This is a genomic window from Pseudoalteromonas sp. SG45-1 (assembly GCF_014164135.1).
Classification (GTDB): Bacteria; Pseudomonadota; Gammaproteobacteria; order Enterobacterales; family Alteromonadaceae; genus Pseudoalteromonas; species Pseudoalteromonas distincta.
In genome coordinates this window covers 57,183-82,168 of the sequence record NZ_JACJEP010000015.1, presented here as the reverse complement: position 1 = coordinate 82,168, position 24,986 = coordinate 57,183, and the positions used below count along the sequence as shown (strand labels likewise).

Here is a 24,986-nt window from a genome sequence, read left to right as displayed (position 1 = left end):
TTGAGCATGACAAAGCCTCAATTGAATAGTACTTAATGTTTGGTTACTATAATGAATTATTCTGAGTTTTATATATTAGAGCTCATATTATTTGTCCTTAATTGGAGTAACCAAATGTCGTCGATTAAAGTTATTTGCTTTTCTACTTTATTGTTATTAACAAACAATGCATTAGCGAGCACAACGCAAGATACCTCTTCACTTTCTTATGATGCACTTTTAAGCAGTTATCAGTACGACTTTAAAGTAAATTACTTTAACATTGAGTCACAAAAACAGTCCCTTAAAATGGCGTATATTTACTTAAAGCCTACCAAATCCGACATGCCTACAGTGACGCTTATGCACGGCAAAAATTTTAATGCAGATTACTGGACTACCACTGCGCAATACCTGCAATCTTTAGGCTACGGCGTATTAATTCCTGATCAAATTGGTTTTGGAAAATCATCTAAACCAACTAATTACCAGTATTCATTTGCGGCTCTTGCTCATCATACTCATGCGTTAATGGACTCACTTAATATAAAAGAGTCAATTGTATTAGGGCACTCTATGGGTGGGATGCTAGCGAGTCGTTTTGCACTAATGTACCCAAACACAACTAGTAAATTAATTTTACTTAACCCTATTGGGCTTGAAAACTACCTGCAGTATGTTGATTACAAAGATACAAATTTTTTCTATAAAAACGAATTTTCAAAAACGCCAGAAGGCGTAAGAAAATACCAACAGAAAAATTACTACGATGGTAAGTGGAATACCACATATTCAGCCCTAACCGACTTTATAACAGGGCAAATACAAGGCCCAGATAAAGAACAAATGGCATGGGTAAATGCAAAAACATACGATATGATTTTCACTCAACCTGTAATAACCGAATTTAAAGATTTAGCAGTACCGGTTAAATTAATTATTGGTACACGCGATAGAACCGGCCCTGGCCGTAACTGGAAAAAAGACGGTGTTGATTACGAGCTTGGTCGATATGATAAATTAGGCAAACACGCTGCAACACTTATCCCTGACGCACAATTATTTGAACTGGATAATTTAGGGCACCTGCCGCACATTGAAGATTTCGAACGCTTTAAAAATGTATTTAAACAAGCACTTGCTGCTGAATAACCACGCTTAAAAACTAAAATAAAACCCCTGTAGGTAAAATACTTACAGGGGTTTTATTTTAATTACGCATTAATACTAAACGTACACTACTTCAAATAGTAAAGCGCTTAACTACAGTGTGCATTGTGGGTTTTTACCCTGTGCTTTAGCAGTGCTTTGCTCGCTAAGTGCTTTACTCATTTGCGCTTGTAGATTTTTAATACGGTTACTTGGCGCTGGGTGAGTAGATAAAAACTCAGGGGTTGTACCGCTGCCCGCTGCACTCATATTTTCCCAAAGTGTAACCGACTCTTGTGGATTAAACCCCGCCTGTGCCATTAAATCCAGACCTATAGTATCGGCTTCTGATTCGTGAGAGCGGCTAAATGGTAAAACAACTCCATATTGTGCGCCCAAACCTAAGCCTTGCATAATTTCGTTACGGTATTGAATATTACCCATTTCAAGTGCAGCACTACCAAGCTGCATCCCGGTATCTAAAATAGAGCTTTGTGAAACACGCTCATTAGAATGCTCAGCAATTACGTGCCCTACTTCGTGCCCTAGTACTGTTGCTAGTTGGTCTTGATTGGTGGCTATTTTTAGTAAGCCCGTATGAACCCCAATGTAACCACCAGGTAGTGCAAAAGCGTTAGCAGATTCATCTTCAAATACTACTACTTCCCAATTTTGCGACGCGTATTCTTTTGGTAATACAGCGACTACTTTTTCAGCAATACAATTTACATAAGAATTTGTTTTAGCATCTTTATTAATTGGTTGGCTTTTTTTCATATCTGCAAAGCTAGCAGTACCCATTTCACTCATTTGTTGATCTGAGTAAAGCGCTATTTGAGTACGTCCTGTTGGTGACGTTTTACAACCGGCTAAAACGGCTGTCGCTAATACTGCAAGTACTAGTTTTTTCATGATAATTCTCTTAAGTAATGAATTTTTTATTGCTTGTAGAATAGCAAACACAGTACCAATTTAAAATATTTGCTTTATGTACCGTTATATTAAAAAAAAAGCAATATGACGATAAACTTAGCGGGCAAACTAAGTTTATCCAAATACAATGCCCTGTTACACTATAACCCTTGTTTTTAGTGATTGTTGAGTTTACACATGGACGCCTCAGCCTCGTCTTTTAATACCCGTATTTTATTGCCTTTATTAGCCAGTATCGTGGCGATTACGCCATTGGCGATAGATATGTACTTACCTGCCATGCTGGTAATTGCAAACGATTTACACACTAATATGCCCAATGTACAAATATCGTTGAGTATTTACTTAGCAGGCTATTCATTAGGGATGCTATTTTTTGGCCCCATTGCCGATCAAATTGGCCGCCGTAAGCTTGCACGTATCGGCTTAACCTTATTTGGTGCAAGCTCACTTGCACTGGCATTTACCACCGAAATCCATGCTTTTTGGACTCTTCGAGCAGTGCAAGCATTTACGGGAGCGGCAGCAACGGTAGTAGTACCGGGTATTATTCGCCATATTTATCAGCAAAATACAGCTAAGGGAATGTCGTATGTATCGATGATTATGATGGTAGCGCCGTTAGTTGCCCCCTCTGTTGGCTCGTTTATTTTAGGATTTTCTGTTTGGTCAACCATATTTTTGGTTCTTGCTGGGTATAGCTTTTTAATATTGGCGTTTGTGCAAGTGTATCTAATTGATATTCCTATTCACAAAAATGAAAAAAAGGGTCTCGCTCTATTTTTCGACAGCTATAAAACAGTACTCAGTAATAAAGATGCACGTGCCGACATACTCAGTTCTATGTTTGTATCGTTTGGATTTTTTTGCTTTTTGACCTCAGTACCATTTATTTATTTAGATTTATATGAAGTGTCAGAACAGTTATTTGGTGTGTTATTTGCCTTTAACGTAATGGCGCTGATGTTTGGTAACTTTTTAAATACGCGAATTGTACCAAGGCTGGGCTCTCGAAAAATGCTCTATATTGGGCTTACATTTGGATTTGTATCGGGGCTGGCTTTGTTAACATTTAGCTTATTGCATTTATCACTTTATTATATTGTGGCTGCTATTGCGCCATTAATGATGAGCTTAGGCGTCACTGCAAGTAATGCTGACTCGCTAATATTAATGAAGTTTGAAAAAAACACAGGCACGGCAACGGCCGTAATTGGCACACTTCGTTTTGGCAGTGGCGCATTAGTTGGCCCACTACTCGCTATTATGCATGCAAAAAGCGCAGTGCCGTTTTCAAGTTTAATGTTCAGCGCTGTTTTGCTTACTATGCTCGTACAGTTAATTCACTATAAAAAAGACAAAAAAAATGCCTCAATATGAGGCATTTTTTAAAACTAATAATTCAATTAAGCATCAGCAGCTTTAGAAACCATAACCATTGCAGGGCGTAATAAACGACCATTCAATGTGTAACCTTTTTGCATAACAGCAAGTACTGTATTAGGTGTTACATCGTTACTTGGTTGAATTGACATTGCTTGATGAAAATCTGGATTAAACTGCTCACCTTGAGGGTTTACAATTTCAACACCAAACTTTGCAACAGCATCGTTAAAGCTTTTAACTGTCATATCGATACCTTCAAGCAACGGCTTTAAAGTCTCATTTTCTTTATCAGAAAACTCAATAGCACGCTCAAGATTATCAATTACAGGTAGTAATTCGTTAGCAAATTTTTCTAGTGCAAACTTATGCGCTTTTTCTACATCTTGTGCTGCACGACGACGAATGTTGTCTACGTCTGCTGCAGCACGAACAACACCATCTTTTTGATCAGCAATAGTTTGTTTAGCAGCTTCAAGCTCTGCATATAGCATAGCTATCTCTGCCTCAGGGCTTTGCTCTTCCTCGGCATGTTGATCAGCGGCTTCTACTGCTGCTTCTACATCAGCCTGCATTTTAGAAATTTCTTCGTTTAATTCTACTTCTTGCTCAGGGTTTTGTGTCTGCTCAGACATAAAATACGTGCTCCAATTCTTTTCAACTGCGGTAATTATGGGGATTGAATAAAAAGATTCAAGAGTTAGATGTCTCAATTAATTTAAATTCTTGGATTATTTCTTCAATTTGCGCTGATTTAGGGCAAATTATACAAAAGCGGCTTTGGTATTCTTGATTTTGAAAGTACGGCACACTTATTACAATCAATTCATCGCACTCAGTAAAAGGTAATTTTTCGCTATTAAGTACCGATACACCGTTTTTAAAAGCGAGTTTATCTTCTACATAATTTAAAAACGAAACGCCAATATTTAAACTTTGCTCACAATCGATTTGTTTATAGAGGTAATTTTCGCCAACAACAATACTGTTATCTGAGCCTAATTTTTGACTTAGTTGTCGCGTCCATTGATTAAGCGAATCGTGACAATTTCGAGGAGCGGTATTAGCCATAGCTTGCATACGGTATAAACCTTCCATCAAAGTTTGTTGGCTAAATACGGTGTTCAACCACGTTGCAAACTGATAACGAACAGAGTCTGACGAATCATGAGGCTTATCAATACAAATATTATGGCTCTGCCCTGCTCGGTCTATTAATAAAATAAGCCAGTCGGTAGAATCAAAATCAAGCACTTCTACTCTAAACACTTGCTGCGAGCTGGCTTGTGGTAAACCAACACAACAACATATTTGGTATTTTTGGCTCAAACCATGTGCTAGTTCAACGAGTTGTGATTGCTCTGGTTGCCAATAATTAGCAATGTCAGCGAGTGGAAAAAACTCGTCAAACCAATAATCAAACCCTTCATTTGTGGGCACTCGTCCTGCAGATGTATGAGGTGAATACAATAGCCCCACTTTTTCTAAGCGAGCCATAGCATTACGAACCGTAGCCGAGCATACTGCCATACCTTTGAGCTTGGCAATTTTTGTTGATGGAACAGGCAAGCCTTCACCATTACAGTACATGTTCATAACAGCTGAAAAAATTTGCTGATCTCGTGAGTTTAGTTTCATGGTATCTACATCTTGTTGCATGAAAGAGATATCGGGGCGTTTAGTTGTTTTTCAAGTCGTGCAGTTAACTGACTGCGAATAAAATTGAAGGTTTATAATATTGCTATAATCTGTATTTTCAAACACTTCTGTTTTGAGTTACTCTACAATTATTAAATCTTTTTGTGCGTACATTATGGACTCTCCTTTTAATACCATAGGCCTAATTGGCAAACCTAATCACCCGGGAGCCGCTGCTACCCTTCAGCGCTTACATACATTTTTACTTGCGCTTGGTTTTGAGGTAATAGTAGAAAAACGCACAGGGAGTCAATTAGACGATATCCCGCATGACAAACTTGTTAAGTTAGTCGACTTAGGAGAACAAGCCGATTTAGCTATTGTTGTTGGCGGTGACGGTAACATGCTTGGTGCTGCACGCGTGCTTGCGCGCTTTAACATTGCTGTAATTGGAGTAAATAGAGGTAACCTTGGCTTTTTAACTGATTTAAACCCTGAAGGGTTTGAAGCGAGCTTAGAGCAAGTCCTCAGTGGTGAGTACCTTGAAGAAAAACGCTTTTTATTAGAAGTAGAAGTATATCGCCACAACGAATTAAAGAGTGCAAACTCAGCCGTTAACGAAGCGGTACTTCATGCCGATAAAGTAGCGCATATGATTGAGTTTGAAGCTTTTATAAATAATGACTTTGTGTTTTCTCAGCGCTCTGACGGTTTAATAGTATCAACCCCTACTGGCTCTACGGCATATTCACTTTCAGGTGGCGGGCCAATTTTAACGCCAGAGCTAAATGCAATATCGTTAGTGCCTATGTTTCCTCATACCTTATCTAGTAGACCTTTAGTGGTCGATGCCGATAACGAAGTACGCTTAAAGCTAAGCCTAGAAAATACAGATAGCCTACAGGTAAGTTGCGACAGCCATGTTGTGCTTGCCGTATTACCCGGCGATGAGGTAGTAATTAAAAAAGCGGATAAACAACTGCGCTTAATTCATCCAAAAAATTACTCGTACTACAACGTTTTACGTACAAAACTAAATTGGGGTAGTCGTTTGTACTAATTTTATTGCCAAATTTAGTACTATAAAGCAAAATGGCGGCTTAAAATAATAATCAAATAATTTAGGAACGAGTAGCAATGACTTATGTAGTATTCTTTGCTTTACTGCTATTAATTACACTTTTATACAGTTACCTCAAAATTGAGAGTAATCGCAAAAAAGCAATCGAAGCTAGAAAAAAGCTATTTAATGAACGTGTTTCGCATGTAAATTCACGCCTTAAAGCAAAGCTTAATGATCTTCTTGATGCTAAAATAATTCGCCCAAAATACGTTCCTCGTATTCAAGCTATTGTAAATAATTTTTTTGTTGTGCAATCGCATACAGACGAGAATTTGCAACAACTTGAAGATACCGCTGACCTACTAATTAATACGTTGTCCAACGAGTTAATTAAAACTAATCAAACGAATATAATCCAGCCATTGATTGATAATATACAGTACTTTGTATCTGAGTTACCTCAGCAAGGAATTTTATACAATAAGAGTTTTTACCTAAATACTTTACCTCCACTTATCGGGCTACTTAAAACCGAAGACATTATACAAGCTACTGATATTGTTGATGATCAAATTGATACCTCCCCAAAAACTTCTGATACACAATTTACTCAAGATGTAAGCGTTGCATAAATAATAAAAAATTAATTTGCAAAAAACCAAAACACTGTATAAATTAACAGTTAATTGACTGGATGGATAAACAGTATGTTAATTGGTTTAGAAGTTAAAAATTTTGCAATTGTTAGTAATTTAAGCACAGAATGGCGCAGCGGTATGACCGCGATCACTGGCGAGACAGGTGCTGGTAAATCTATTGCTATTGATGCGCTATCATTATGTTTAGGTGAACGAGCTGAAGCATCAGCAGTGCGCCCAAGCTCTGATAAAGCAGAAGTATGCGCTCAATTTGACCTAACAGATTTACCGCTAGCTCAATCGTTTTTAGAGCAACATATGCTAAACAATGACGATAATGAATGTCTATTGCGTCGTGTTGTTTGCAAAAATGGACGCAGTAAAAGCTACATTAATGGCAGTGCCGTTACCGCATCACAATTAAAAGAACTTGGTCAATATTTAATATCCATTCATGGACAACATGCCCACCAACACTTATTAAAAGCTGAGCATCAGTTACAGCTTTTAGATGCCTACGCAGGGCATCACCACTTAGTAAATGATGTAAATAACAACTATAAACAGTTTGCTAACTTACAAAAAGAATTTAAACATTTAGAGCAACAACAGCAGCAACAAGCAGCGCAAAAACAATTGTTAGAATACCAAGTTGCAGAGCTCGATGAGTTTGCCTTACAAGAAGGTGAGTTTGATTTAATTGAGGCCGAGCATTACAAACTTAGTAACAGCCAAACAATATTAGAATCGTGCCAACGTGAATTACAATACTTATATGAAAGTGATGAACAAAATGCTTGTTCAATGCTGCAGCACAGTGCCCAACAATTCGCTGAGCTGGCTCAATACGACGAAAGCTTAGCAGGCGTAGCAGCCCTCCTTAGTGAAGCCGCAGTACAAGTTGAAGAAGCAAGCCGTGAAGTTCGAAATTATACTGAGCAAGCAGATTTAGATCCTGCTCGTTTAGGTGAAGTAGAAAATAGACTAAGCGGTGCGATGGATTTAGCGCGTAAGCATCACATAAAACCACAGCAGCTAGTTGAGTTTCATCAATCGATTGCTCAGGAGCTTGAGTCAATAAGTAATAATAGTAATCGTCTGGAGCAACTAGAGTCAGAAATAGAAAGCGCGTTAATTAGTTATAAGCAAGCTGCCGATGAACTAAGTAAAAGTCGCTATGAGTATGCTAATACACTTAACATACTAATAAGTGAAAGCATGGCTAATTTATCGATGGAAAACGGTGTATTTGAAATAGCTTTAACTCAAGAGAGTAGCCGCGCACCTAATAGCTTAGGGTACGATAATGTGTCGTTTTTAGTATCAACTAATCCGGGGCAACCACTTCAGCCGTTAGCTAAAGTAGCCTCAGGTGGTGAGCTTTCGCGAATTAGCCTTGCTATACAGGTAATTATTGCCCAAAAAGTAACAACCCCAACGCTTATTTTTGATGAAGTTGATGTAGGTATTTCTGGCCCTACAGCATCAGCCGTAGGCAAACTATTGCGCCAGTTAGGTAAGTCTACTCAAGTGATTTGTGTTACCCATTTACCGCAAGTTGCTAGTAGCGCACACCAACAATTTTTTGTAGCTAAAGAAATAGCACAAGGCGAAACGTTCACTCATATGCTGCCTTTGAATAAAGATGGTCGTATTAATGAAATAGCTCGCTTACTTGGTGGTGATAATATCAGTAAAACAGCTAAAGCGAATGCTAAAGAACTAATAATGGCCCATGCCTAACATTGGTTAATAGAGCTTTGAAGGATTAAATAATGCACAGTACTTTAGTTAATTTTTGTATCATTTTAAGTTGGTTTTTATTAGCGCTAAGCAGCTGTTTAATTATTTTTAGTAAATTTAAGCATACTTACTTTAAACAGCGTTTACTGAGGTTTTTAAATAGCTTTTTAGTTCTTCAGATAATCGCTGTAGCCTATTACTTTACTAGCGAAAAAATAAATAACCTAAGTGACTTAGGCATAAGTTATTGGCTATTAATTACAATGCAGATTGTCTGTAATGCAATGTGTTACATGAGCGTAAAGCGCAGAAAGGCTAAAATAAAGCCATCACTTGATTCGTTTTCAATGGATTAAAGTAGATAAACTTTTAAGAAGAACACGTTCTGTTTTTACCTTGCGCTTTTGCTTTATAAAGTAGTTCATCAGCACGCTTGATATCAAGATCAATTGAGCGTTCGGCACTTGCAGAGATAACACCAATACTTAGCGTAATATTGGTACTATCTGAAAATAAGCTCACAACTGAAGCTTTAAGGGTGTTGTGGATTTTTTCTGCAACTTGCTCCCCCTGCTCAACTGTTGCATCTGGAATAACAATTAAAAACTCCTCTCCGCCCCAACGTGATGCAATCGCATTTTTTGGAATACTTTTATCAAAGGTTTTAGCTAACTGAATAAGTGCTTCATCGCCAAAATCATGGCCGAATTGATCATTAATCTTTTTAAAATTATCTACATCAGCTAATAAAATTACAAAAGGAGTATTATTATCTTTCAGCTCACTTTTGAAAGCCACAAGCTTATTCATGGTATAGCGACGGTTTGGCAGGTTGGTGAGTGGATCTATAGTTGCTAAAAATTCATTCTTTTGACTCAAAGCAATTATTTTACTGCTGTATTTTTCTCTTGAAAACTCGTAGTAGCCACTCAGCGACGCGACAATTATAAAAGCGAGTATGATTCTGATAGGAAACTGTTCCGGACTATAGTCATATATATTGAATGTATCAGCGCAGTAAAAGCCTAAAACAATCGCTAATAAAAACAAAATTATATCAAATGTACCTCGCTTAAGTCCGCGTATTGAATAAGTAACTGGAGACACTATGAATATCCATATAGGCCCTGTTCCTTGTGCTCCACCAGTGAGGACTAGGTAAAACATTAGTGCATAAAGGTTGTATAAAATTATAGTGCCTGACTTCTCTACTCCCCTACTTATGCTAAATGCCAATAAATAAACAAACGAAGAAACAACCAAGGTACACGCTAATAAATAACTGCTATTAATAAATGCTAAGCTAGCCATAGAAAACGTTGCTATAAACCCTATTGAAGAGAAGAATCGAACAATGAGTTTCCTTTCCGACTTGTTTGAATATTCGTACATAATTTCTATTTATTTTATTAATATATAAAAGCTCACTTGTAGACAAAAAGTAAGCAAACCGTAAACAGCGTGCGATAATGGACCAACTTTATATTTAAATCAACTCTTAAGATTAGTTATTTCGGGTTGATAAAAGCGAATACTTTAACCATTACTTACCTTTGTTAGGAATAATGCATAACATTAAGAGTTAAAAAATAAATAAGTTTACTTTTTTATTTCCACACTACCCGCACTAATAGTACTGAGTAATAGTAAAAGTAGTGATATAACACACGCAGTTAAAGATGGTATTGACGATGCTGTAAATATGTATCTAGCACTAGCGACCAATCAATTAACTCTTCACATCAAAGTGTTTATACAACGACGAAAACAAAAGTTATAGCATATTAAGCAGCAAAAAAAGCTACAGATTATGACCAAATAACGTTAGCTAGTACTACTGAAAATCCAAAAACTCGAGTTGCTACAAGTATATGCCTGTACCCTTGTGTTGGTTAAGTAAAGCGTAAAGTTTGATGTATGAATTAACCCTCAAGGCTGCTTAATAGATGCCCAAAGCATCCGTATTTAGCTCGAAACAAGCACACCCTCACTAAAGCAAAATAATCCCTCTTGGTAGTTACACTAAAGGTAAAAGCTCAAGGTGTCGCTAAAGAAAGCTATACTACAGGTGATATTAATATAATACCGTTTGTGGCTAACTACGTTGACATTACATTCGAATCAAACAATAAAAAAAGCAAGCCAGTTGGCTTGCTTCTTATTCATTTTATTAATACGAACAATTAAACTTTTAAGTAATCCATAATACCTTCTGCAGCATTACGTCCTTCAAAAATAGCGGTTACCACTAAATCTGAACCACGCACAATATCGCCACCAGCAAATATTTTAGGGTTCGTTGTTTGATGTGTAAATTCACCCTGTTCTGGTGCATTAATGCCGCCCCAGTGGTTTATTTCTACATCGTATTTTTCTAACCAATCCATTTTGTGAGGCTGGAAACCAAATGCCATAATAACTTGGTCAGCTTCAATCACATGCTCTGAACCAGGTACTTCTTCAGCACGACTTCTGCCATTTTCGTCAGGTTCGCCTAATTTAGTTTTAACCATTCTAACGCCAGTTACTTTACCTTTATCGTTCAATACAATGCCTTTAGGCTGAACGTTATAGGTAAATATAACGCCTTCTTCTTTGGCGTTTTTAACTTCACGTTTAGAACCAGGCATATTTTCTTTATCACGACGATAAGCACACGTTACTTTTGCAGCATTTTGACGAATAGACGTACGCACACAGTCCATCGCTGTATCACCACCACCAAGTACAACTACTTTTTGGTTAGCCATATCAATACACGGCTGCTTAGTCTCGTCATAGCCCATTACACGGTTAGTATTACCAATCAAAAACGGGAGGGCATCGTGAACGCCTGGTGCATCTTCATTTTCAAGACCTGCACGCATACTTTGATACGTACCAACCCCTAAAAATACGGCGTCGTAATCAGCTAAAATTTGATCAAGCGTAATATCAACACCTACTTCAACATTTAACTTAAACTCCACGCCCATTTCAGTGAAAATTTCACGGCGCTTTTGCATCACTTCTTTTTCAAGTTTAAAAGAAGGAATACCAAACGTGAGTAGTCCGCCAATTTCTGGATGACGATCAAACACTACTGGTTTTACGCCGTTACGAACTAAAATATCAGCACACCCTAAACCAGCTGGGCCTGCACCAATAATAGCTACTTTTTTGTCGGTCCAAGTTACATAAGACATATCAGGCTTCCAGCCCATTTTAAATGCCTCATCGGTAATGTATTTTTCAATATTACCAATTGTAACCGCACCAAACTCTTCATCTAATGTACACGAACCTTCACACAAACGGTCTTGTGGGCAAACACGCCCACAAACCTCTGGTAAGCTATTTGTACGATGAGAAAGCTCTGCTGCCTCTATAATACGACCTGTGCGTATTAACTTTAACCATTGTGGAATGTAGTTATGTACTGGGCACTTCCACTCACAATACGGGTTACCACAATCTAAACAACGATCAGCTTGTGAGTTAACCTGATTTTCTGAAAAGGGTTCGTAAATTTCTACGAAAGATTTTTTACGTGACGAGATTGGTTTTTTGCGTGGGTCTACACGCTGCACGTCTATAAATTGATATACATTTTCGCTCATACTGCCCCCTTATTGCGCCTGAACACGTAGTTCGGCACTACTCCGAGCGCGATGCCCGAGTAAACTTTTTACGTCGCTTGATTTTGGTTTTACTAATTTGAACATCGGTAAGTACAGTTCAAAGTTAGCTAAAATGCTTTCTGCTCTGCACGAACCCGTAAGCTCTAAATGCTCAGCAATTAAGCCGCGTAAATGTTCTTGATGCGACGTTAATTCGTCTAGTGTTACTATTTCTACAAGCTCTGGATTAATGCGTTTTTCAAAATCATTTCGCTCATCTAAAATATAAGCAAAACCACCAGTCATACCCGCGCCAAAGTTAACACCTACATTACCAAGTACACACACAACGCCACCGGTCATGTATTCACAACCGTTGTCACCTACACCTTCAACAACCGCTTGCACACCTGAGTTACGAACTGCAAAGCGCTCACCGGCACAACCCGCTGCAAACAGTTTTCCGCCTGTAGCGCCGTACAAACATGTGTTTCCGGCAATGGTTGCTTTATGGCTTTCAAAAGATGAGCCAAGTGGTGGACGAATCACTAACTTACCACCAGCCATGCCTTTACCTACGTAATCGTTAGCATCGCCAACCAATGTCATTTCAAGACCACCGGCATTCCAAACACCAAACGATTGACCCGCCGTGCCGTGTAATTCAATTGCTACTGGGTCTGCCGCCATCCCTTGATTACCGTGTTTATCAGCAATATAACCCGAAAGCATTGCACCTACAGAGCGGTCAGTATTACAAATACGACTCACAAGCGAGATACCGCTTGACGTATCGATTGCCTCTTGCGCTTTAGCTAATAAACTTTCGTTTAACTTACCTAGATAATGCGAACTGTTAGGCGCACTACAATAAAGCGTTTCGCCAGTTGGGTTGTTCGGCTGAGCAATAACAGACGATAAATCAATTTTCTTCTGCTTTGCAGTTTTGCCTTCAATTTCTTCTAATAAATCTAAACGGCCAATTAAGTCAGTTAAATTTGCAACGCCCAGGCTAGCCATAATTTCACGCGCTTCTTGCGCTATAAACTTAAAGTAGTTCATCGCCATTTCTGGTAAGCCGTGATAATGCTTTTGACGAAGTGTTTCGTCTTGTGTTGCAACACCGGTCGCACAGTTATTTAAGTGACAAATACGTAAGTATTTACACCCAAGGGCAACCATTGGACCAGTACCAAAACCAAAGCTTTCAGCACCTAAAATTGCCGCTTTAATAATATCTAAACCTGTTTTTAAGCCACCATCTGTTTGCAGGCGAATGCGATGACGAAGGCCATTTTCTACTAGTGCTTGCTGTGTTTCAGCAAGTCCAAGCTCCCATGGGCTACCCGCATATTTAACAGAAGTAAGTGGGCTTGCGCCTGTACCGCCATCGTAGCCAGAAATAGTAATTAAATCGGCATATGCTTTAGCAACACCTGTTGCAATGGTTCCCACACCTGGCTCTGAAACAAGTTTTACAGAAATAAGTGCTTTAGGGTTTACTTGTTTTAAATCGAAAATTAGCTGTGCTAAATCTTCAATTGAGTAAATATCGTGATGCGGTGGTGGCGAAATTAACGTAACACCTGGTACCGAATAACGAAGCTTAGCAATATACGGCGTTACTTTTTCACCTGGTAATTGTCCACCTTCGCCTGGTTTTGCACCTTGCGCTACTTTAATTTGAATAACGTCAGCACTGCGTAAGTAATGAGGCGTTACACCAAATCGACCTGAAGCGACTTGCTTAATACGCGAGTTTTTCTCTGTACCATAACGCAGTTTATCTTCACCGCCTTCACCCGAGTTTGAACAACCACCTAAGCGGTTCATTGCAATTGCTAGCGCTTCATGCGCTTCTGGTGATAACGCACCAATACTCATTGCTGCTGAGTCAAAACGCTTGTATAGGTTTTCTGCAGACTCTACTTCATCAATGCTTATACCTTGCTCAGGTAATTTAAGCGCTAACATATCGCGCAAAGTCGCAATTGGACGATTATTAACTAAATCAGCGTACGCACTGTAGTCTTTATAATCACCTGAGCGAACCGCTTTTTGCAGTGTTTGAATAACATCTGGATTATAAGCATGATACTCACCACCGTGAACGTACTTAAATAAACCACCGTGGCTTAATAATTTACGCTTACTTAAAGCAAGTTTGTGCAAACTTTGCTGATCGTCATCAAAGTCGGTAAAACATGCACCTTGTATGCGACTTGCAACGCCTTTAAAGCACATTTCAATAATTGCATCAGATAATCCCACCGCTTCAAACAACATTGAACAACGATAAGACGCAACCGTACTTATGCCCATTTTAGACATAATTTTGTATAAGCCTTTATTAATGGCTTTACGATAAGCAAGGGTCACTTCGCAATACGACTTATCAATAATTTTGCTGTCGCTCATCGCAACTAGCGATTCATACGCAAGGTATGGATAAATTGCCGTAGCACCAAAACCTAATAGCACAGCAAATTGGTGCGCATCTCGCACGCTGCCAGTTTCAATGATAATATTTGATTCACAGCGCAAGTTGTTATCAACTAAGCGTTTTTGTACCGCACCTACAGCCATAGCTGCTGGAATTGGTAAATTTATTTCATCAAAGTTACGGTCAGTTAAAATAAGCATGATACAGCCCGCAGCTGCTTTTTCTTGTGCTTGGTCACAAATACGCGTAACCGCGTTTTCTAAACCCTCTTCAACTGTGTAGGTAATATCAATTTTACAGTAGCTGTAGTGCGCTTCATCAGCATTTAATAGCTGCTGCATATCTGCGTACATTAAAATTGGTGTATCAAACTGTAGGCGCTTAGCGTGGCCCGTTGTTTCGTTAAATACGTTTTGCTCACTACCAATACAGGTTGCAAGCGACATTACATGGTTTTCACGTAGTGGATCGATAGGTGGATTTGTTACTTGCGCAAATTTTTGGCGGAAGTAATCATAAAGTGAACGATGCCCTTCACTAAGCACAGCAAATGGCGTGTCATCACCCATTGAGCCTGTCGCTTCTTGGCCGTTTTCACCCATTACACGAATAACGCTATCAAGCTCTTCGTTGGTATAACCAAACATTTTTTGATATTTAGCTAGCGTTTCGTCATCAAATGAGCGATTACCAGCGTCTTGCTCAGTAAGTTCTTCAAATGGAACTAAACGTTTAACGTTTTCTTCAAGCCATGACTTGTAAGGATGGCGAGATTTTAAATCTTGATCGATTTCATCCGAGTGCCAGATTTTGCCAAGTTTAGTATCAATAACTAATAATTCACCTGGACCAACACGGCCTTTTTCAACCACTTCATCGGCAGTGTAATCCCAAATACCCACTTCTGATGCAAGCGTAATAAAACCATCTTGTGTAATTACATAACGTGCTGGGCGAAGTCCATTACGGTCAAGGTTACACGCCGCAAAACGACCATCCGACATAACAATACCTGCCGGGCCATCCCATGGTTCCATATGCATAGAGTTAAAGTCGTAAAATGCACGTAAATCGTCGTCCATTGCACGGTTTTTCTGCCATGCAGGCGGCACGAGCATACGCATAGCGCGGAATAAATCCATGCCGCCAGCTAAAAATAGCTCAAGCATATTATCTAGGCTTGATGAATCAGAACCGGTTTCGTTTACAAACGGCGCTGCGCTTTGTAAATCAGGAATAAGCGGTGACGCAAATTTATAAGAACGTGCGCGTGCCCACTGGCGGTTACCTTCAATAGTATTAATTTCACCATTGTGTGCTAAATAGCGGAAAGGTTGAGCTAAAGGCCAACGCGGCTGAGTATTAGTAGAAAAGCGCTGATGGAAAACACAAATCGCACTCGTCATACGAATATCAGCTAAATCTAGGTAAAAATTAGGTAAATCCGCAGGCATCATTAAGCCTTTATAGATAGTTACCAAACCAGATAGACTTGCGATATAGAAAGCTTCATCATCAACAATGCGCTTTTCAGCGCGGCGGCGTGCTACATATAAGCGACGCTCTAAGTCTTTAGAACGCCAACCTTCTGGCGCGCTAACAAAAATTTGTTCAAAACCTGGTAATTGCTGTACAGCAATAGGACCCAACATAGATGGGTCGGTTGGTACAACACGCCAACCTAAAATATTTAGCGTTTCTTTTTCTAATTCTTCGCTAAGTATTTGTTTTGCAGCTTGTGCTAAAACAGGGTCTGAATTTAAAAATATCATACCCACTGCGTAGTTTTTGCCTAAGTGCCAATTATGTTCACTGGCAATTGCACGGAAAAAGCTATCTGGTTTTTGTAATAATAAACCACAGCCATCACCTGTTTTACCATCGGCAGATATACCGCCACGGTGCTGCATGCGATCAAGCCCCGTAATAGCAGTACGAATAAGCCTATGACTAGCTTGACCATTAACTTGGGCTATTAAGCCAAAGCCACAATTTTCTTTTTCTAACTTTGAGTCGTATAACATAGACCCCTCCCCTTGCTGCACTGTTAGCGTGGATGAACTGCTCGACGATTTGCTAACAGACGGACAAAACTAGCCTCTATCTTAAATAGAGTCAATAGCACTTTGAATACATATTCACATTCTTGAATATTTCTCACTTCATAGCAAGATTTCTTTTCATCATTATTTTTAACATTTAGCGTTATTTTAACCACTATTTTTTCATGACACTGGTGTCAAGTTTAACATATTGTAAAAAACACAAGCGACCAAAGCCGCAGCTTACGTAAACGTAAAGGCAAGTAAAAGTGAATAAGTATTCAACTCATGAAGGGCTATTCAGTTAACATTTAGATAGTTTTGTGCTATTTCATTACTTTAATGGCTTAACATCCCCGATTATTGCTGCTCATTAGTATAGTTATGAAAGTTCATGTCCTTTTTTGTACATTAATAGTGAATTTTTATTTAAAGCGGTGTCCGATGCGGACATAAAAACTGTCCGCGGACATCATTTTCAAGAACAAAAAAATAAAAAGCACTTTAATATCAATGCGATAATAGTTGGCATATTAATCGTATAGCTTTACATATAATCGCTAATTGGAATTACCATGTTTACTCTAAGCTTATTTTTACTCTCTCCTATTGCCGCCATTTGCACAGCAGCTTTATTACTGCTGTGCGAAAAATACATAAAAGCAATATAGGGGGAATTAAATGATTAAAGATACCAGTGCACAAGACGTACATGTAAAGGCACCTATAAACTATAAAAAATACACGATAATCACTGCGATTGTTTTCATTGTGGTCTCTACAGTTGCTTATATTTTTTTAACTAACCATAGCGCTAAAAGCTCTATTAGCCACTCAAAAGTACAGATTGCAAAAGTACATGTTAAAGCGCTCATTCGAGACATTGCCGCCAGTGGTAAAATTGTTGCTGCTAATGCTCCTAAAATCTACAGCCCAGAACGTGGATTTATAGATTTAAAAGTAAAGGCCGGCGATACAGTAAAGCAAGGCGATACACTTGCCCTGCTGCAAAGCCCTGAGTTAACTAATGAATTAAAGCAACAGGAATCTGTACTTAAACGACTACAAGGCGAGCAGCAAAGGCAGCATTTGCAAGCAAGACGCCAAACACTCACTTTAAATAAAACACTCGATATGGCACAAGTTGAGCTTAATGCCGCTGAGCGCGAAAATCGCCGGGCACAGTTATCAATTCAAAAGCACTTAATTAGCCAAATTGATCTTGAAAAAGCAGTTGATGATTTATCACGCGCAAGACTCTCATATAAACATGCACAACAAGAGGTATTGCTTGCCAAAGACACGCTCGCCTTTGAACTACAAGCAGCTAAAAGTGATGTGACCCGCCAACAACTTATTGTTGATGATTTAATCAGAAAAGTAAGCAACCTATCTATTAAGGCTACCGTTACTGGGATCGTGGGTAACCTACTTGTGCAACAAAAAGCCGCTGTGACACAAAGCCAACCTCTTATGACACTCGTCGACTTAAGTAATTTCGAAGCGGAACTTCAAGTACCTGAAAGTTACGCCAACGAATTAGGACTCGGTATGGAAGTAGAGCTTAAGTTAGGCAATGAAACAGTGATGGGGAATTTATCCGCCATATCACCAGAAGTTAATAATCGTGAAGTAACAGCACGCGTCCGATTTAAAGGTGTTACTAACAACATCCGTCAAAACCAACGCTTAACTGCACGTATTTTACTCGACAACCGAGAAGGTGTAATGCAGGTGAAACGCGGCGCTTTTATGCAGCAAGGCGGAATTTTTGCTTATAAGGTAGAAGGCAATATTGCAAAGCGTATACCTATTACAATCGGCGCCACCAGCATTAATGCAGTTGAGCTTTTGAGCGGGCTAAAAGAAAACGATGAAATTATTATTTCAAGCTACAGCGACTTTAAGCAAGCCGATACGATTTTATTAAATTAAACAGACGTTCTCAACCAACGCTAAAAATAATTAGGAACAACCATGTTACAAATGAACAATGTAAGTAAAGTATACCAAACAGAAATGGTACAAACCCATGCGCTTCGAGACTTTAACCTGCAAGTAAACGAAGGCGAATTTATTGCTGTTACCGGTCCTAGCGGCTCAGGAAAAACAACCTTTTTAAATATTGCAGGTATGCTCGAGCCTTTTAACGAAGGTGAGTACCTGTTGGATGGCGTTAATGTTGGCAGCCTAAACGATAACCAACGTGCTGATTTACGAAATCAAAAAATTGGCTTTATATTCCAAGGCTTTAATTTAATCCCCGATTTAAATTTATATGAAAACATAGAAGTTCCTCTTCGCTATAGAGGGATTAAAGCAAATGAGCGAAAACGTCGAATTGAGCAATGCCTTGAACAAGTTGGTTTAGCATCTCGCGCTAAACACTTACCTCAGCAACTCTCCGGTGGCCAGCAACAACGTGTGGCAATAGCTCGTGCGCTTGCTGGTGAACCTCGTTTTTTACTTGCCGATGAGCCAACAGGTAACCTTGACAGCTTAATGGCTCGCCAAGTTATGGAGTTACTTGAACAAATAAATCGCGACGGTGCCACTATAATAATGGTAACGCATGATAGCGAATTAGCCCGCCGTGCTCCGCGTAATATTCAAGTAGTTGATGGGCAACTTGCCGACTTTACACTTTATCAAGGCGCGCAAACTATAAAAACAGCATCGGGGGTTTAACTAATGTTTATTCATTATTTAGATTTAAGTTGGCGCAGCTTCAAGCGCACCCCATTGGTTAGCTTTTTAATGGTACTTGCCATTGCGATAGGTATAGGCATAACAATGACCAGCCTTAGTGTTTATCACATGATGTCGGCCGATCCTATACCAGAAAAAAGCAGCCAACTTTACAGTGTGCAATTACAAACAATGGACGATGGTAGTACGTGGTGGACAGAAGATAACATGCCACTGCAACTGACCTATCAAGATGCTGAGAACTTATTAAACGCACCCACGCCAGAGAAAAAAGTGGCTATGATGCGTACCGGTTTCTCAGTTTATCTAGACTCCGACAAAATAAAACCTTTTATAGGTAATGCTCGCATGACAACGCCTGACTTTTTTAGCATGTTTAATTTGTCATTTTTATACGGAGGGGCTTGGAGCAAAGAGCAAGAAGACTCTGCCGCACCTGTGGTTGTTATTACCCAAGAGATAAACGATAAACTATTTGCAGGAAAAAACTCCGTCGGAGAACTGATTTACTTAGATGATGCAAGCTATCAAGTAGTTGGTGTTATTAATCATTGGCCTCTCAATATTAAGTATTATGATTTAAATAACGGTGCATTTAATCAAGTAGAAGAGTTATTTATGCCCTTTAGCTTAATAAAGGCAAAAGAGCTCGTAAGTTGGGGCAATAGCAATGGATGGAAACACGAAAACACACCAACCTTTGCAGATAAACTGCAATCTGAGCAAGTATGGATCCAGTTTTGGGCAGAGCTAAATACGCTTGAACAAAAACAAGCCTATCAAAATTACTTATTAGACTATATGCAAGAACAACAAAAACATGGTCGATTTAATCGTAAAGAACTTGAGTATAAACTTCGCGATGTAAACCAATGGATGCAATACAACAACGTCGTCACCGAAGACAATAAAATTTTAGTGGGCCTGAGCTTTATGTTCTTAGGTGTCTGCTTAGCCAATATTTTAGGTTTACTTTTAGCTAAGTTTTTACGCAGAGCGCCAGAAGTAGGTGTAAGACGCGCATTAGGTGCTAGTAAAAGGCAAATATTTTTACAGCACTTAGTTGAGGTCGCCATGCTTGGCTTTATAGGTGGCATGCTAGGAATTGTACTAGCACAACTTGGTTTAATGGGCGTAGGGCAAAGCTACGACTACTATGAAAACTTAGCGACAATGGATTTAACCATGCTATTGAGCGCCCCATTGATTGCAATTACAACCTGCATTTTAGCTGGTTTTTACCCAGCTTGGTTAGTGTGTAAAACCAATCCTGCTATTTATCTTAAGAGCCAATAAGGAATGTCACAATGTTAGAAATAAAACCTATATTTAACGCCTTATGCCGCTCAAAGGTGGGCGCTGTATTACTGCTAATTCAAATTGCAATTACCACAGCTATAGTCAGTAACGCTGCGTTTATTATTCAAGATAGAATTAGCTATTTAAACCAAGAAACGGGCTACCCTGAGCAAGATATATTTAAGTTTAATGTAATGACCTTTGGTACTGATATTAACTTAAGCCAGCAGTTTGAGCTTGATGAAAGCATGCTTAGAAAAATGCCAGGCGTAGTTGATGCCGCATTAAGCAGTAGTATTCCGCTATCAGGGGGTGGCAGCGCTTCGAGCTTTAATTTAAAACCTGCTCCACAAGAAGGCCTAAGTGTCAGGGCCGCTTATATTTTTATAGACGATCATGCTATTAATACCTACGGCGTTAACTTAATTGCAGGGCGAAACTTTACCGAAGATGAAGTGCTCGTTACAAACGAAATTACACAAAAGCGCACCAACGTCACTATAGTCACTAAAGCCTTACTTGATGAGCTCTACCCTGATGGAGATGGTTTAGGGAAAATAGTTTATTTTGGTGACCTACCACTTAAAGTTATTGGCGTGATCGGAAAAATGAAAGGCCCGTGGCTCAAAGACAGTAAACCCGATAATCTTGCGTTTATTCCTTATATTAAAGCAGCAAGTTATGCACAAGTTGCCGTTCGTACTAAGCCTGGTCAGCGAGCAGCTGTAATGAAAGAAATAGAAAATGCTATGCTCGAAAATTACAGCAAACGCGTTATTAACAACCTTAAAGGGCTTGATGAATTAAAAAATGAGTATACCGCTCAAGATCGCCTTATGATGCGCATGCTCATAGTATTAATCACTATTTTAGTGCTTATAACCGCTCTCGGTATTTTTGGCTTAACCTTATTTAATATTAGCAAACGTACTAAGCAAATTGGTACACGCAGAGCACTTGGCGCAAGAAAGTCAGCTATTGTTAGCTACTTTTTAGTAGAAAATGCATTAATTTGTAGCCTAGGTTTAGCCTTAGGTGTAGTAACAGCAATACTACTTGGGAAAATGTTAATGCAGTATTTTTCTGTAGCCGCACTACCGCCAAGTTATATAGCCGTTACCGCCATTGCCGTATTTTTAATGAGTTTACTTGCAGTATTAGCGCCGGCTAAACGCGCTGCCAATATTTCGCCCAGTATCGCAACTCGCACTATTTAATAATATGTAAATCACTATGCTACACTGCTTAGTAAGGCAGTGTAGCCATTAAAAAATTATAAAAATAACCTATGACTCATAAAATACTCATTGTTGATGATAACCAAGCAGTACTCGACGCACTTTCATTGTTGCTCGAGATCCACGATTTTTCGGTAGTCACTGCAACAAATCCATTTGATGCTTTGCAAATAGTTCGCTATCAGCGAATTGAGCTTGTAATTCAAGACATGAACTTTACCAGCGACACCACCTCTGGCGAAGAAGGTAAAGCGTTGTTTTATGAACTACGAGAAATAAACCCACACCTACCTATTATACTTATTACAGCCTGGACCGAACTTGCCACCGCCATTGAGCTTGTAAAAGCCGGTGCTGCTGATTACTTACCAAAACCCTGGGATGATGCAAAACTACTAGTTTGTATCGGTAACTTAATAGAGCTAGGCAGTGCTAAAAAAATAGTGGCGACACATAATCGCCATCAACAAGAACGTGAAGGTACATTTAAAAATGCAGACCTTGCTGGGCTAATATTTAAAAGTACTGCGATGGAACGACTGGTTACTATGGCGCTTCAAGTGGCTAAATCTGATATATCTGCATTAATTACAGGCCCTAATGGGAGTGGCAAAGAGTGTATTGCGCATATTATTCAAAAAAACTCCCCGCTTGTATCGCAGCCTTTTATTAAGGTAAACGCCGGTGCACTACCGCAAGAACTTATAGAGGCCGAGCTTTTTGGCGCTGAAGCCGGTGCATATACGGGGATAACCAAACAACGTATTGGTCGATTTGAAGCAGCTGATGGCGGTACGTTATTTTTAGATGAAATTGGTAATTTACCACTTTCAGGACAAATAAAATTACTACGCGTACTACAAACCGGCGAGTTTGAACGTTTAGGCTCAACACAAACACGAAAAGTAGATGTGCGGGTTATATCGGCCACTAACGAAAACTTACTACAAGCAATTGAGCAAGGTCGATTTAGGGAAGACTTATATTATCGTCTTAATGTAATTGAGCTCAATGTGCCTGCCCTAAGTGAAAGACAAGATGATGTTTTAGCACTTATTAGCCATTTTTTACCTCACCGAGAGCTGACTATAAACACAGAGCAAGCACTTCAACACTACAAATGGCCGGGTAACGTTCGAGAGCTAGAAAACGCTTGTAAGCGTGTAGCGGTACTAAAACCTACAGGTGCGCTTACAGTCGATGACTTTGCACTATCGTCACCGGCCACTGCTCAACAAGAAGCAAAAGCAGAGCCGACCAAACAGGAAATAGAACACGCAATGCGCGCTCATCAAGGTGTTATAGCCAAAGTCGCCCGTGAATTTGGTTTAAGCCGACAAGCGCTTTATCGTCGATTACAAAAAATGGGTATTGATTATTAATGCCAAACATTATTAGCAACTTTACCCTAAGCCAAAAGGTTGTATTAATTTGCGGGCTTTGTAGCGCGCTGCCTATTGTTATTATTGCCGCGCTAAGTGGCTTTGATATTTACTACACTCTGTTTTTAATATTACTAACGCTTACATTTAGCACTCTGCTTTCAAGAACTCTCACCAAGCCAATAAAGCTTGGCATGCAATCGCTTGAAACAGGATTACTTAATTTTAAAGATGGTGAGCTCTCCAGCTTACTAGCGTATAAAAGTAATGATGAACTTGGAAAACTATGCCAACTTTATAATCAAACCGCAAAACAGCTTCGCCAAGAAAAACAATGGATTTACCAGCGCGAGTTAATGCTTGATAAAGTATTGCAAAGCTCGCCGCAAGCGTTATTGCTGGTCAATGATAATAATACGGTGGTATTTAGTAATTTAATTAGCCGTAGTTTATTTAATAGCGCAACTCGCCTTGAAGGTATGCAACTAAGTAAATTACTCGAAAATTCGCCTCTGCAATTAGTAGCAGCTATAGAGCACGGTATTGATGGCCTCTTTAATATAGAAATAGAGAATCAAGACTCGCAAACTTGGCATTTAGCCACTGGGGAGTTTTTACTCAATAATCAAAAGCATCATTTATATATATTTAAACAGTTAACCCGTGAACTTAGTCGCCAAGAAGTTGCGGTGTGGAAAAAAGTAATACGCATTATTAGCCACGAATTAAATAATTCACTCGGCCCTATGTCATCCATGCTACACAGCGCACAATTGCTCGCAAATAAAGTTGATGAGCCTCGTCTTGCCCGTGTATTTGCAACTATTGATGAGCGAATTAGTCACTTAACTGAATTTGTACAAGGCTATGGCAAGTTTGCTAAATTACCGCAGCCACAAAAAACGCGAGTTAACTGGCAAAACACCCTCAATAATTTAAAAAACCACTGGCAATTTAGCTACGAAATAAAAAATTCACACAATGAATTACAAGCTGATCAAACACAACTCGAGCAGCTGCTCATAAACCTATTAAAAAATTCACACGAGTCAGGTTCCAATGCCAATGAAATACATATTCAGGTCGAGTTTGTACCCCAAGCATGTGTTATAAATGTAAGCGACTGCGGTAAAGGAATGAGCGAGCAAGTAATGGGAAATGCTTTAGTGCCCTTTTATTCAACAAAAAGTACGGGGAGTGGTTTAGGGCTAGCCTTATGCAGAGAAATAGCAGAAGCGCACCAAGGGCATATAAGTTTACATAACAAAATAGAGGGCGGCTTAAACGTTCAAGTGAGCCTTCCTTATTCGTAAATTTACACAAATTAAAAACAACAAAGCCACTTAAAAAGTGGCTTTGTGTTTAAAGAGCTTAATAACCTGGGTTCAGGTTGAGTAATAAATTACTCTGCGTCAGCTTCTTTATATTTAGCAGCAGTTTCTGTAATTAACGGCTGTAATTCACCGCGTTGAAACATTTCGATAATAATGTCACAACCACCAACTAATTCGCCATCTACCCAAAGTTGTGGGAATGTTGGCCAATTTGCGTATGCTGGAAGCTCAGCACGAATGTCTGGATTAAGTAAAATATCAACGTATGCAAATGGTTCACCACATGACATTAACGCTTGCGATGCTTGTGAAGAAAAACCACAATTTGGTAATTTTGGTGACCCTTTCATGAAAAGGATTATTGGATTTTCTGAAATTTGCTGTTTAATTTTATCAATGGTTTCCATCTACAAC

At 39.2% G+C, this 24,986-nt stretch carries 19 protein-coding genes; 12 read left to right on the top strand and 7 right to left on the bottom strand.

Annotated elements, in window-relative coordinates; translation table 11 throughout:
* Positions 1 to 114 precede the first annotated feature (114 nt).
* Positions 115 to 1,131, top strand: a complete 1,017-nt coding sequence (locus H5117_RS13485; protein WP_024597205.1) for an alpha/beta fold hydrolase — start codon at positions 115 to 117, stop codon at positions 1,129 to 1,131.
* 111 nt (positions 1,132 to 1,242) lie between these two features.
* Here the strand turns inward: H5117_RS13485 and H5117_RS13480 are convergent, their stop codons facing one another.
* On the bottom strand, positions 1,243 to 2,040 hold the full coding sequence (locus H5117_RS13480; RefSeq protein ID WP_004335391.1) for a M48 family metallopeptidase: 798 nt from the start codon (positions 2,038 to 2,040) through the stop codon (positions 1,243 to 1,245).
* A 198-nt stretch (positions 2,041 to 2,238) separates the two neighbouring features.
* Between H5117_RS13480 and H5117_RS13475 the strand changes: the two genes are divergently transcribed.
* Entirely contained in the window at positions 2,239 to 3,441 is a 1,203-nt protein-coding gene (locus tag H5117_RS13475) for a Bcr/CflA family efflux MFS transporter (protein ID WP_182197406.1), read from the top strand.
* 26 nt (positions 3,442 to 3,467) lie between these two features.
* Here the strand turns inward: H5117_RS13475 and grpE are convergent, their stop codons facing one another.
* Positions 3,468 to 4,079, bottom strand: coding sequence for a nucleotide exchange factor GrpE (gene grpE, locus H5117_RS13470; RefSeq protein WP_024597391.1), 612 nt, complete (start codon positions 4,077 to 4,079; stop codon positions 3,468 to 3,470).
* A gap of 58 nt (positions 4,080 to 4,137) precedes the next feature.
* Positions 4,138 to 5,103 (bottom strand): HrcA family transcriptional regulator, encoded by a 966-nt coding sequence (locus H5117_RS13465; protein ID WP_182738317.1) that lies wholly within the window; start codon positions 5,101 to 5,103, stop codon positions 4,138 to 4,140.
* A gap of 154 nt (positions 5,104 to 5,257) precedes the next feature.
* On the opposite strand from H5117_RS13465, the gene nadK reads away from it, so the two are divergent.
* The 4 genes from nadK (at position 5,258) to H5117_RS13445 (ending at position 8,882) form a co-directional block, all read left to right on the top strand.
* A complete protein-coding gene (nadK, locus tag H5117_RS13460) occupies positions 5,258 to 6,142 on the top strand; it encodes an NAD(+) kinase (protein WP_004335384.1) in 885 nt (294 codons plus the stop codon).
* A gap of 77 nt (positions 6,143 to 6,219) precedes the next feature.
* Positions 6,220 to 6,777, top strand: coding sequence for a hypothetical protein (locus H5117_RS13455; protein WP_024597393.1), 558 nt, complete (start codon positions 6,220 to 6,222; stop codon positions 6,775 to 6,777).
* Between the two features lie 75 nt (positions 6,778 to 6,852).
* Entirely contained in the window at positions 6,853 to 8,526 is a 1,674-nt protein-coding gene (gene recN / locus H5117_RS13450) for a DNA repair protein RecN (protein WP_182738315.1), read from the top strand.
* Positions 8,527 to 8,558: 32 nt separating this feature from the next.
* Positions 8,559 to 8,882, top strand: coding sequence for a hypothetical protein (locus tag H5117_RS13445; RefSeq protein ID WP_182738313.1), 324 nt, complete (start codon positions 8,559 to 8,561; stop codon positions 8,880 to 8,882).
* A 13-nt stretch (positions 8,883 to 8,895) separates the two neighbouring features.
* Here the strand turns inward: H5117_RS13445 and H5117_RS13440 are convergent, their stop codons facing one another.
* The 3 genes from H5117_RS13440 to gltB all read right to left on the bottom strand — a co-directional run bounded on the left by H5117_RS13440 (position 8,896) and on the right by gltB (position 16,592).
* The gene (locus tag H5117_RS13440; RefSeq protein WP_335676254.1) at positions 8,896 to 9,918 is read right to left on the bottom strand and encodes a GGDEF domain-containing protein; all 1,023 of its coding nucleotides are present in this window, start codon (positions 9,916 to 9,918) and stop codon (positions 8,896 to 8,898) included.
* A gap of 791 nt (positions 9,919 to 10,709) precedes the next feature.
* Positions 10,710 to 12,125, bottom strand: a complete 1,416-nt coding sequence (locus H5117_RS13435; RefSeq protein WP_182738311.1) for an FAD-dependent oxidoreductase — start codon at positions 12,123 to 12,125, stop codon at positions 10,710 to 10,712.
* A gap of 9 nt (positions 12,126 to 12,134) precedes the next feature.
* On the bottom strand, positions 12,135 to 16,592 hold the full coding sequence (gltB, locus tag H5117_RS13430; RefSeq protein WP_004335377.1) for a glutamate synthase large subunit: 4,458 nt from the start codon (positions 16,590 to 16,592) through the stop codon (positions 12,135 to 12,137).
* A gap of 699 nt (positions 16,593 to 17,291) precedes the next feature.
* Between gltB and H5117_RS13425 the strand changes: the two genes are divergently transcribed.
* The 6 genes from H5117_RS13425 to H5117_RS13400 all read left to right on the top strand — a co-directional run bounded on the left by H5117_RS13425 (position 17,292) and on the right by H5117_RS13400 (position 24,551).
* The gene (locus H5117_RS13425; RefSeq protein WP_182738309.1) at positions 17,292 to 18,545 is read left to right on the top strand and encodes an efflux RND transporter periplasmic adaptor subunit; all 1,254 of its coding nucleotides are present in this window, start codon (positions 17,292 to 17,294) and stop codon (positions 18,543 to 18,545) included.
* A 42-nt stretch (positions 18,546 to 18,587) separates the two neighbouring features.
* On the top strand, positions 18,588 to 19,298 hold the full coding sequence (locus H5117_RS13420; RefSeq protein ID WP_182693985.1) for an ABC transporter ATP-binding protein: 711 nt from the start codon (positions 18,588 to 18,590) through the stop codon (positions 19,296 to 19,298).
* Between the two features lie 3 nt (positions 19,299 to 19,301).
* Positions 19,302 to 20,615 carry an ABC transporter permease gene (locus H5117_RS13415; protein WP_182738307.1) on the top strand — a complete coding sequence of 438 codons (1,314 nt, stop codon included), beginning with the start codon at positions 19,302 to 19,304 and terminating at the stop codon, positions 20,613 to 20,615.
* An 11-nt stretch (positions 20,616 to 20,626) separates the two neighbouring features.
* A complete protein-coding gene (locus H5117_RS13410; protein ID WP_182738305.1) occupies positions 20,627 to 21,835 on the top strand; it encodes an ABC transporter permease in 1,209 nt (402 codons plus the stop codon).
* A gap of 71 nt (positions 21,836 to 21,906) precedes the next feature.
* Complete coding sequence (locus H5117_RS13405; protein WP_182738302.1) at positions 21,907 to 23,238, top strand: sigma-54 dependent transcriptional regulator; 1,332 nt, start codon at positions 21,907 to 21,909, stop codon at positions 23,236 to 23,238.
* Positions 23,238 to 24,551: a PAS domain-containing sensor histidine kinase gene (locus tag H5117_RS13400; protein ID WP_182738300.1), complete on the top strand. Its 1,314-nt coding sequence runs from the start codon at positions 23,238 to 23,240 to the stop codon at positions 24,549 to 24,551. The genes H5117_RS13405 and H5117_RS13400 overlap by 1 nt, the downstream gene beginning before the upstream one ends.
* Positions 24,552 to 24,640: 89 nt before the next feature.
* Here the strand turns inward: H5117_RS13400 and H5117_RS13395 are convergent, their stop codons facing one another.
* Complete coding sequence (locus H5117_RS13395) at positions 24,641 to 24,979, bottom strand: Grx4 family monothiol glutaredoxin (protein ID WP_004335359.1); 339 nt, start codon at positions 24,977 to 24,979, stop codon at positions 24,641 to 24,643.
* Positions 24,980 to 24,986 lie beyond the last annotated feature (7 nt).

Excerpts from the sequence above, each read along its gene's own strand:
- H5117_RS13485 (WP_024597205.1), top strand. The coding sequence starts at position 115 with ATGTCGTCGATTAAAGTTATTTGCTTTTCTACTTTATTGTTATTAACA.
- H5117_RS13480 (WP_004335391.1), bottom strand. The coding sequence starts at position 2,040 with ATGAAAAAACTAGTACTTGCAGTATTAGCGACAGCCGTTTTAGCCGGT.
- H5117_RS13475 (WP_182197406.1), top strand. The coding sequence starts at position 2,239 with ATGGACGCCTCAGCCTCGTCTTTTAATACCCGTATTTTATTGCCTTTA.
- grpE (WP_024597391.1), bottom strand. The coding sequence starts at position 4,079 with ATGTCTGAGCAGACACAAAACCCTGAGCAAGAAGTAGAATTAAACGAA.
- H5117_RS13465 (WP_182738317.1), bottom strand. The coding sequence starts at position 5,103 with ATGCAACAAGATGTAGATACCATGAAACTAAACTCACGAGATCAGCAA.
- nadK (WP_004335384.1), top strand. The coding sequence starts at position 5,258 with ATGGACTCTCCTTTTAATACCATAGGCCTAATTGGCAAACCTAATCAC.
- H5117_RS13455 (WP_024597393.1), top strand. The coding sequence starts at position 6,220 with ATGACTTATGTAGTATTCTTTGCTTTACTGCTATTAATTACACTTTTA.
- recN (WP_182738315.1), top strand. The coding sequence starts at position 6,853 with ATGTTAATTGGTTTAGAAGTTAAAAATTTTGCAATTGTTAGTAATTTA.
- H5117_RS13445 (WP_182738313.1), top strand. The coding sequence starts at position 8,559 with ATGCACAGTACTTTAGTTAATTTTTGTATCATTTTAAGTTGGTTTTTA.
- H5117_RS13440 (WP_335676254.1), bottom strand. The coding sequence starts at position 9,918 with ATGTACGAATATTCAAACAAGTCGGAAAGGAAACTCATTGTTCGATTC.
- H5117_RS13435 (WP_182738311.1), bottom strand. The coding sequence starts at position 12,125 with ATGAGCGAAAATGTATATCAATTTATAGACGTGCAGCGTGTAGACCCA.
- gltB (WP_004335377.1), bottom strand. The coding sequence starts at position 16,592 with ATGTTATACGACTCAAAGTTAGAAAAAGAAAATTGTGGCTTTGGCTTA.
- H5117_RS13425 (WP_182738309.1), top strand. The coding sequence starts at position 17,292 with ATGATTAAAGATACCAGTGCACAAGACGTACATGTAAAGGCACCTATA.
- H5117_RS13420 (WP_182693985.1), top strand. The coding sequence starts at position 18,588 with ATGTTACAAATGAACAATGTAAGTAAAGTATACCAAACAGAAATGGTA.
- H5117_RS13415 (WP_182738307.1), top strand. The coding sequence starts at position 19,302 with ATGTTTATTCATTATTTAGATTTAAGTTGGCGCAGCTTCAAGCGCACC.
- H5117_RS13410 (WP_182738305.1), top strand. The coding sequence starts at position 20,627 with ATGTTAGAAATAAAACCTATATTTAACGCCTTATGCCGCTCAAAGGTG.
- H5117_RS13405 (WP_182738302.1), top strand. The coding sequence starts at position 21,907 with ATGACTCATAAAATACTCATTGTTGATGATAACCAAGCAGTACTCGAC.
- H5117_RS13400 (WP_182738300.1), top strand. The coding sequence starts at position 23,238 with ATGCCAAACATTATTAGCAACTTTACCCTAAGCCAAAAGGTTGTATTA.
- H5117_RS13395 (WP_004335359.1), bottom strand. The coding sequence starts at position 24,979 with ATGGAAACCATTGATAAAATTAAACAGCAAATTTCAGAAAATCCAATA.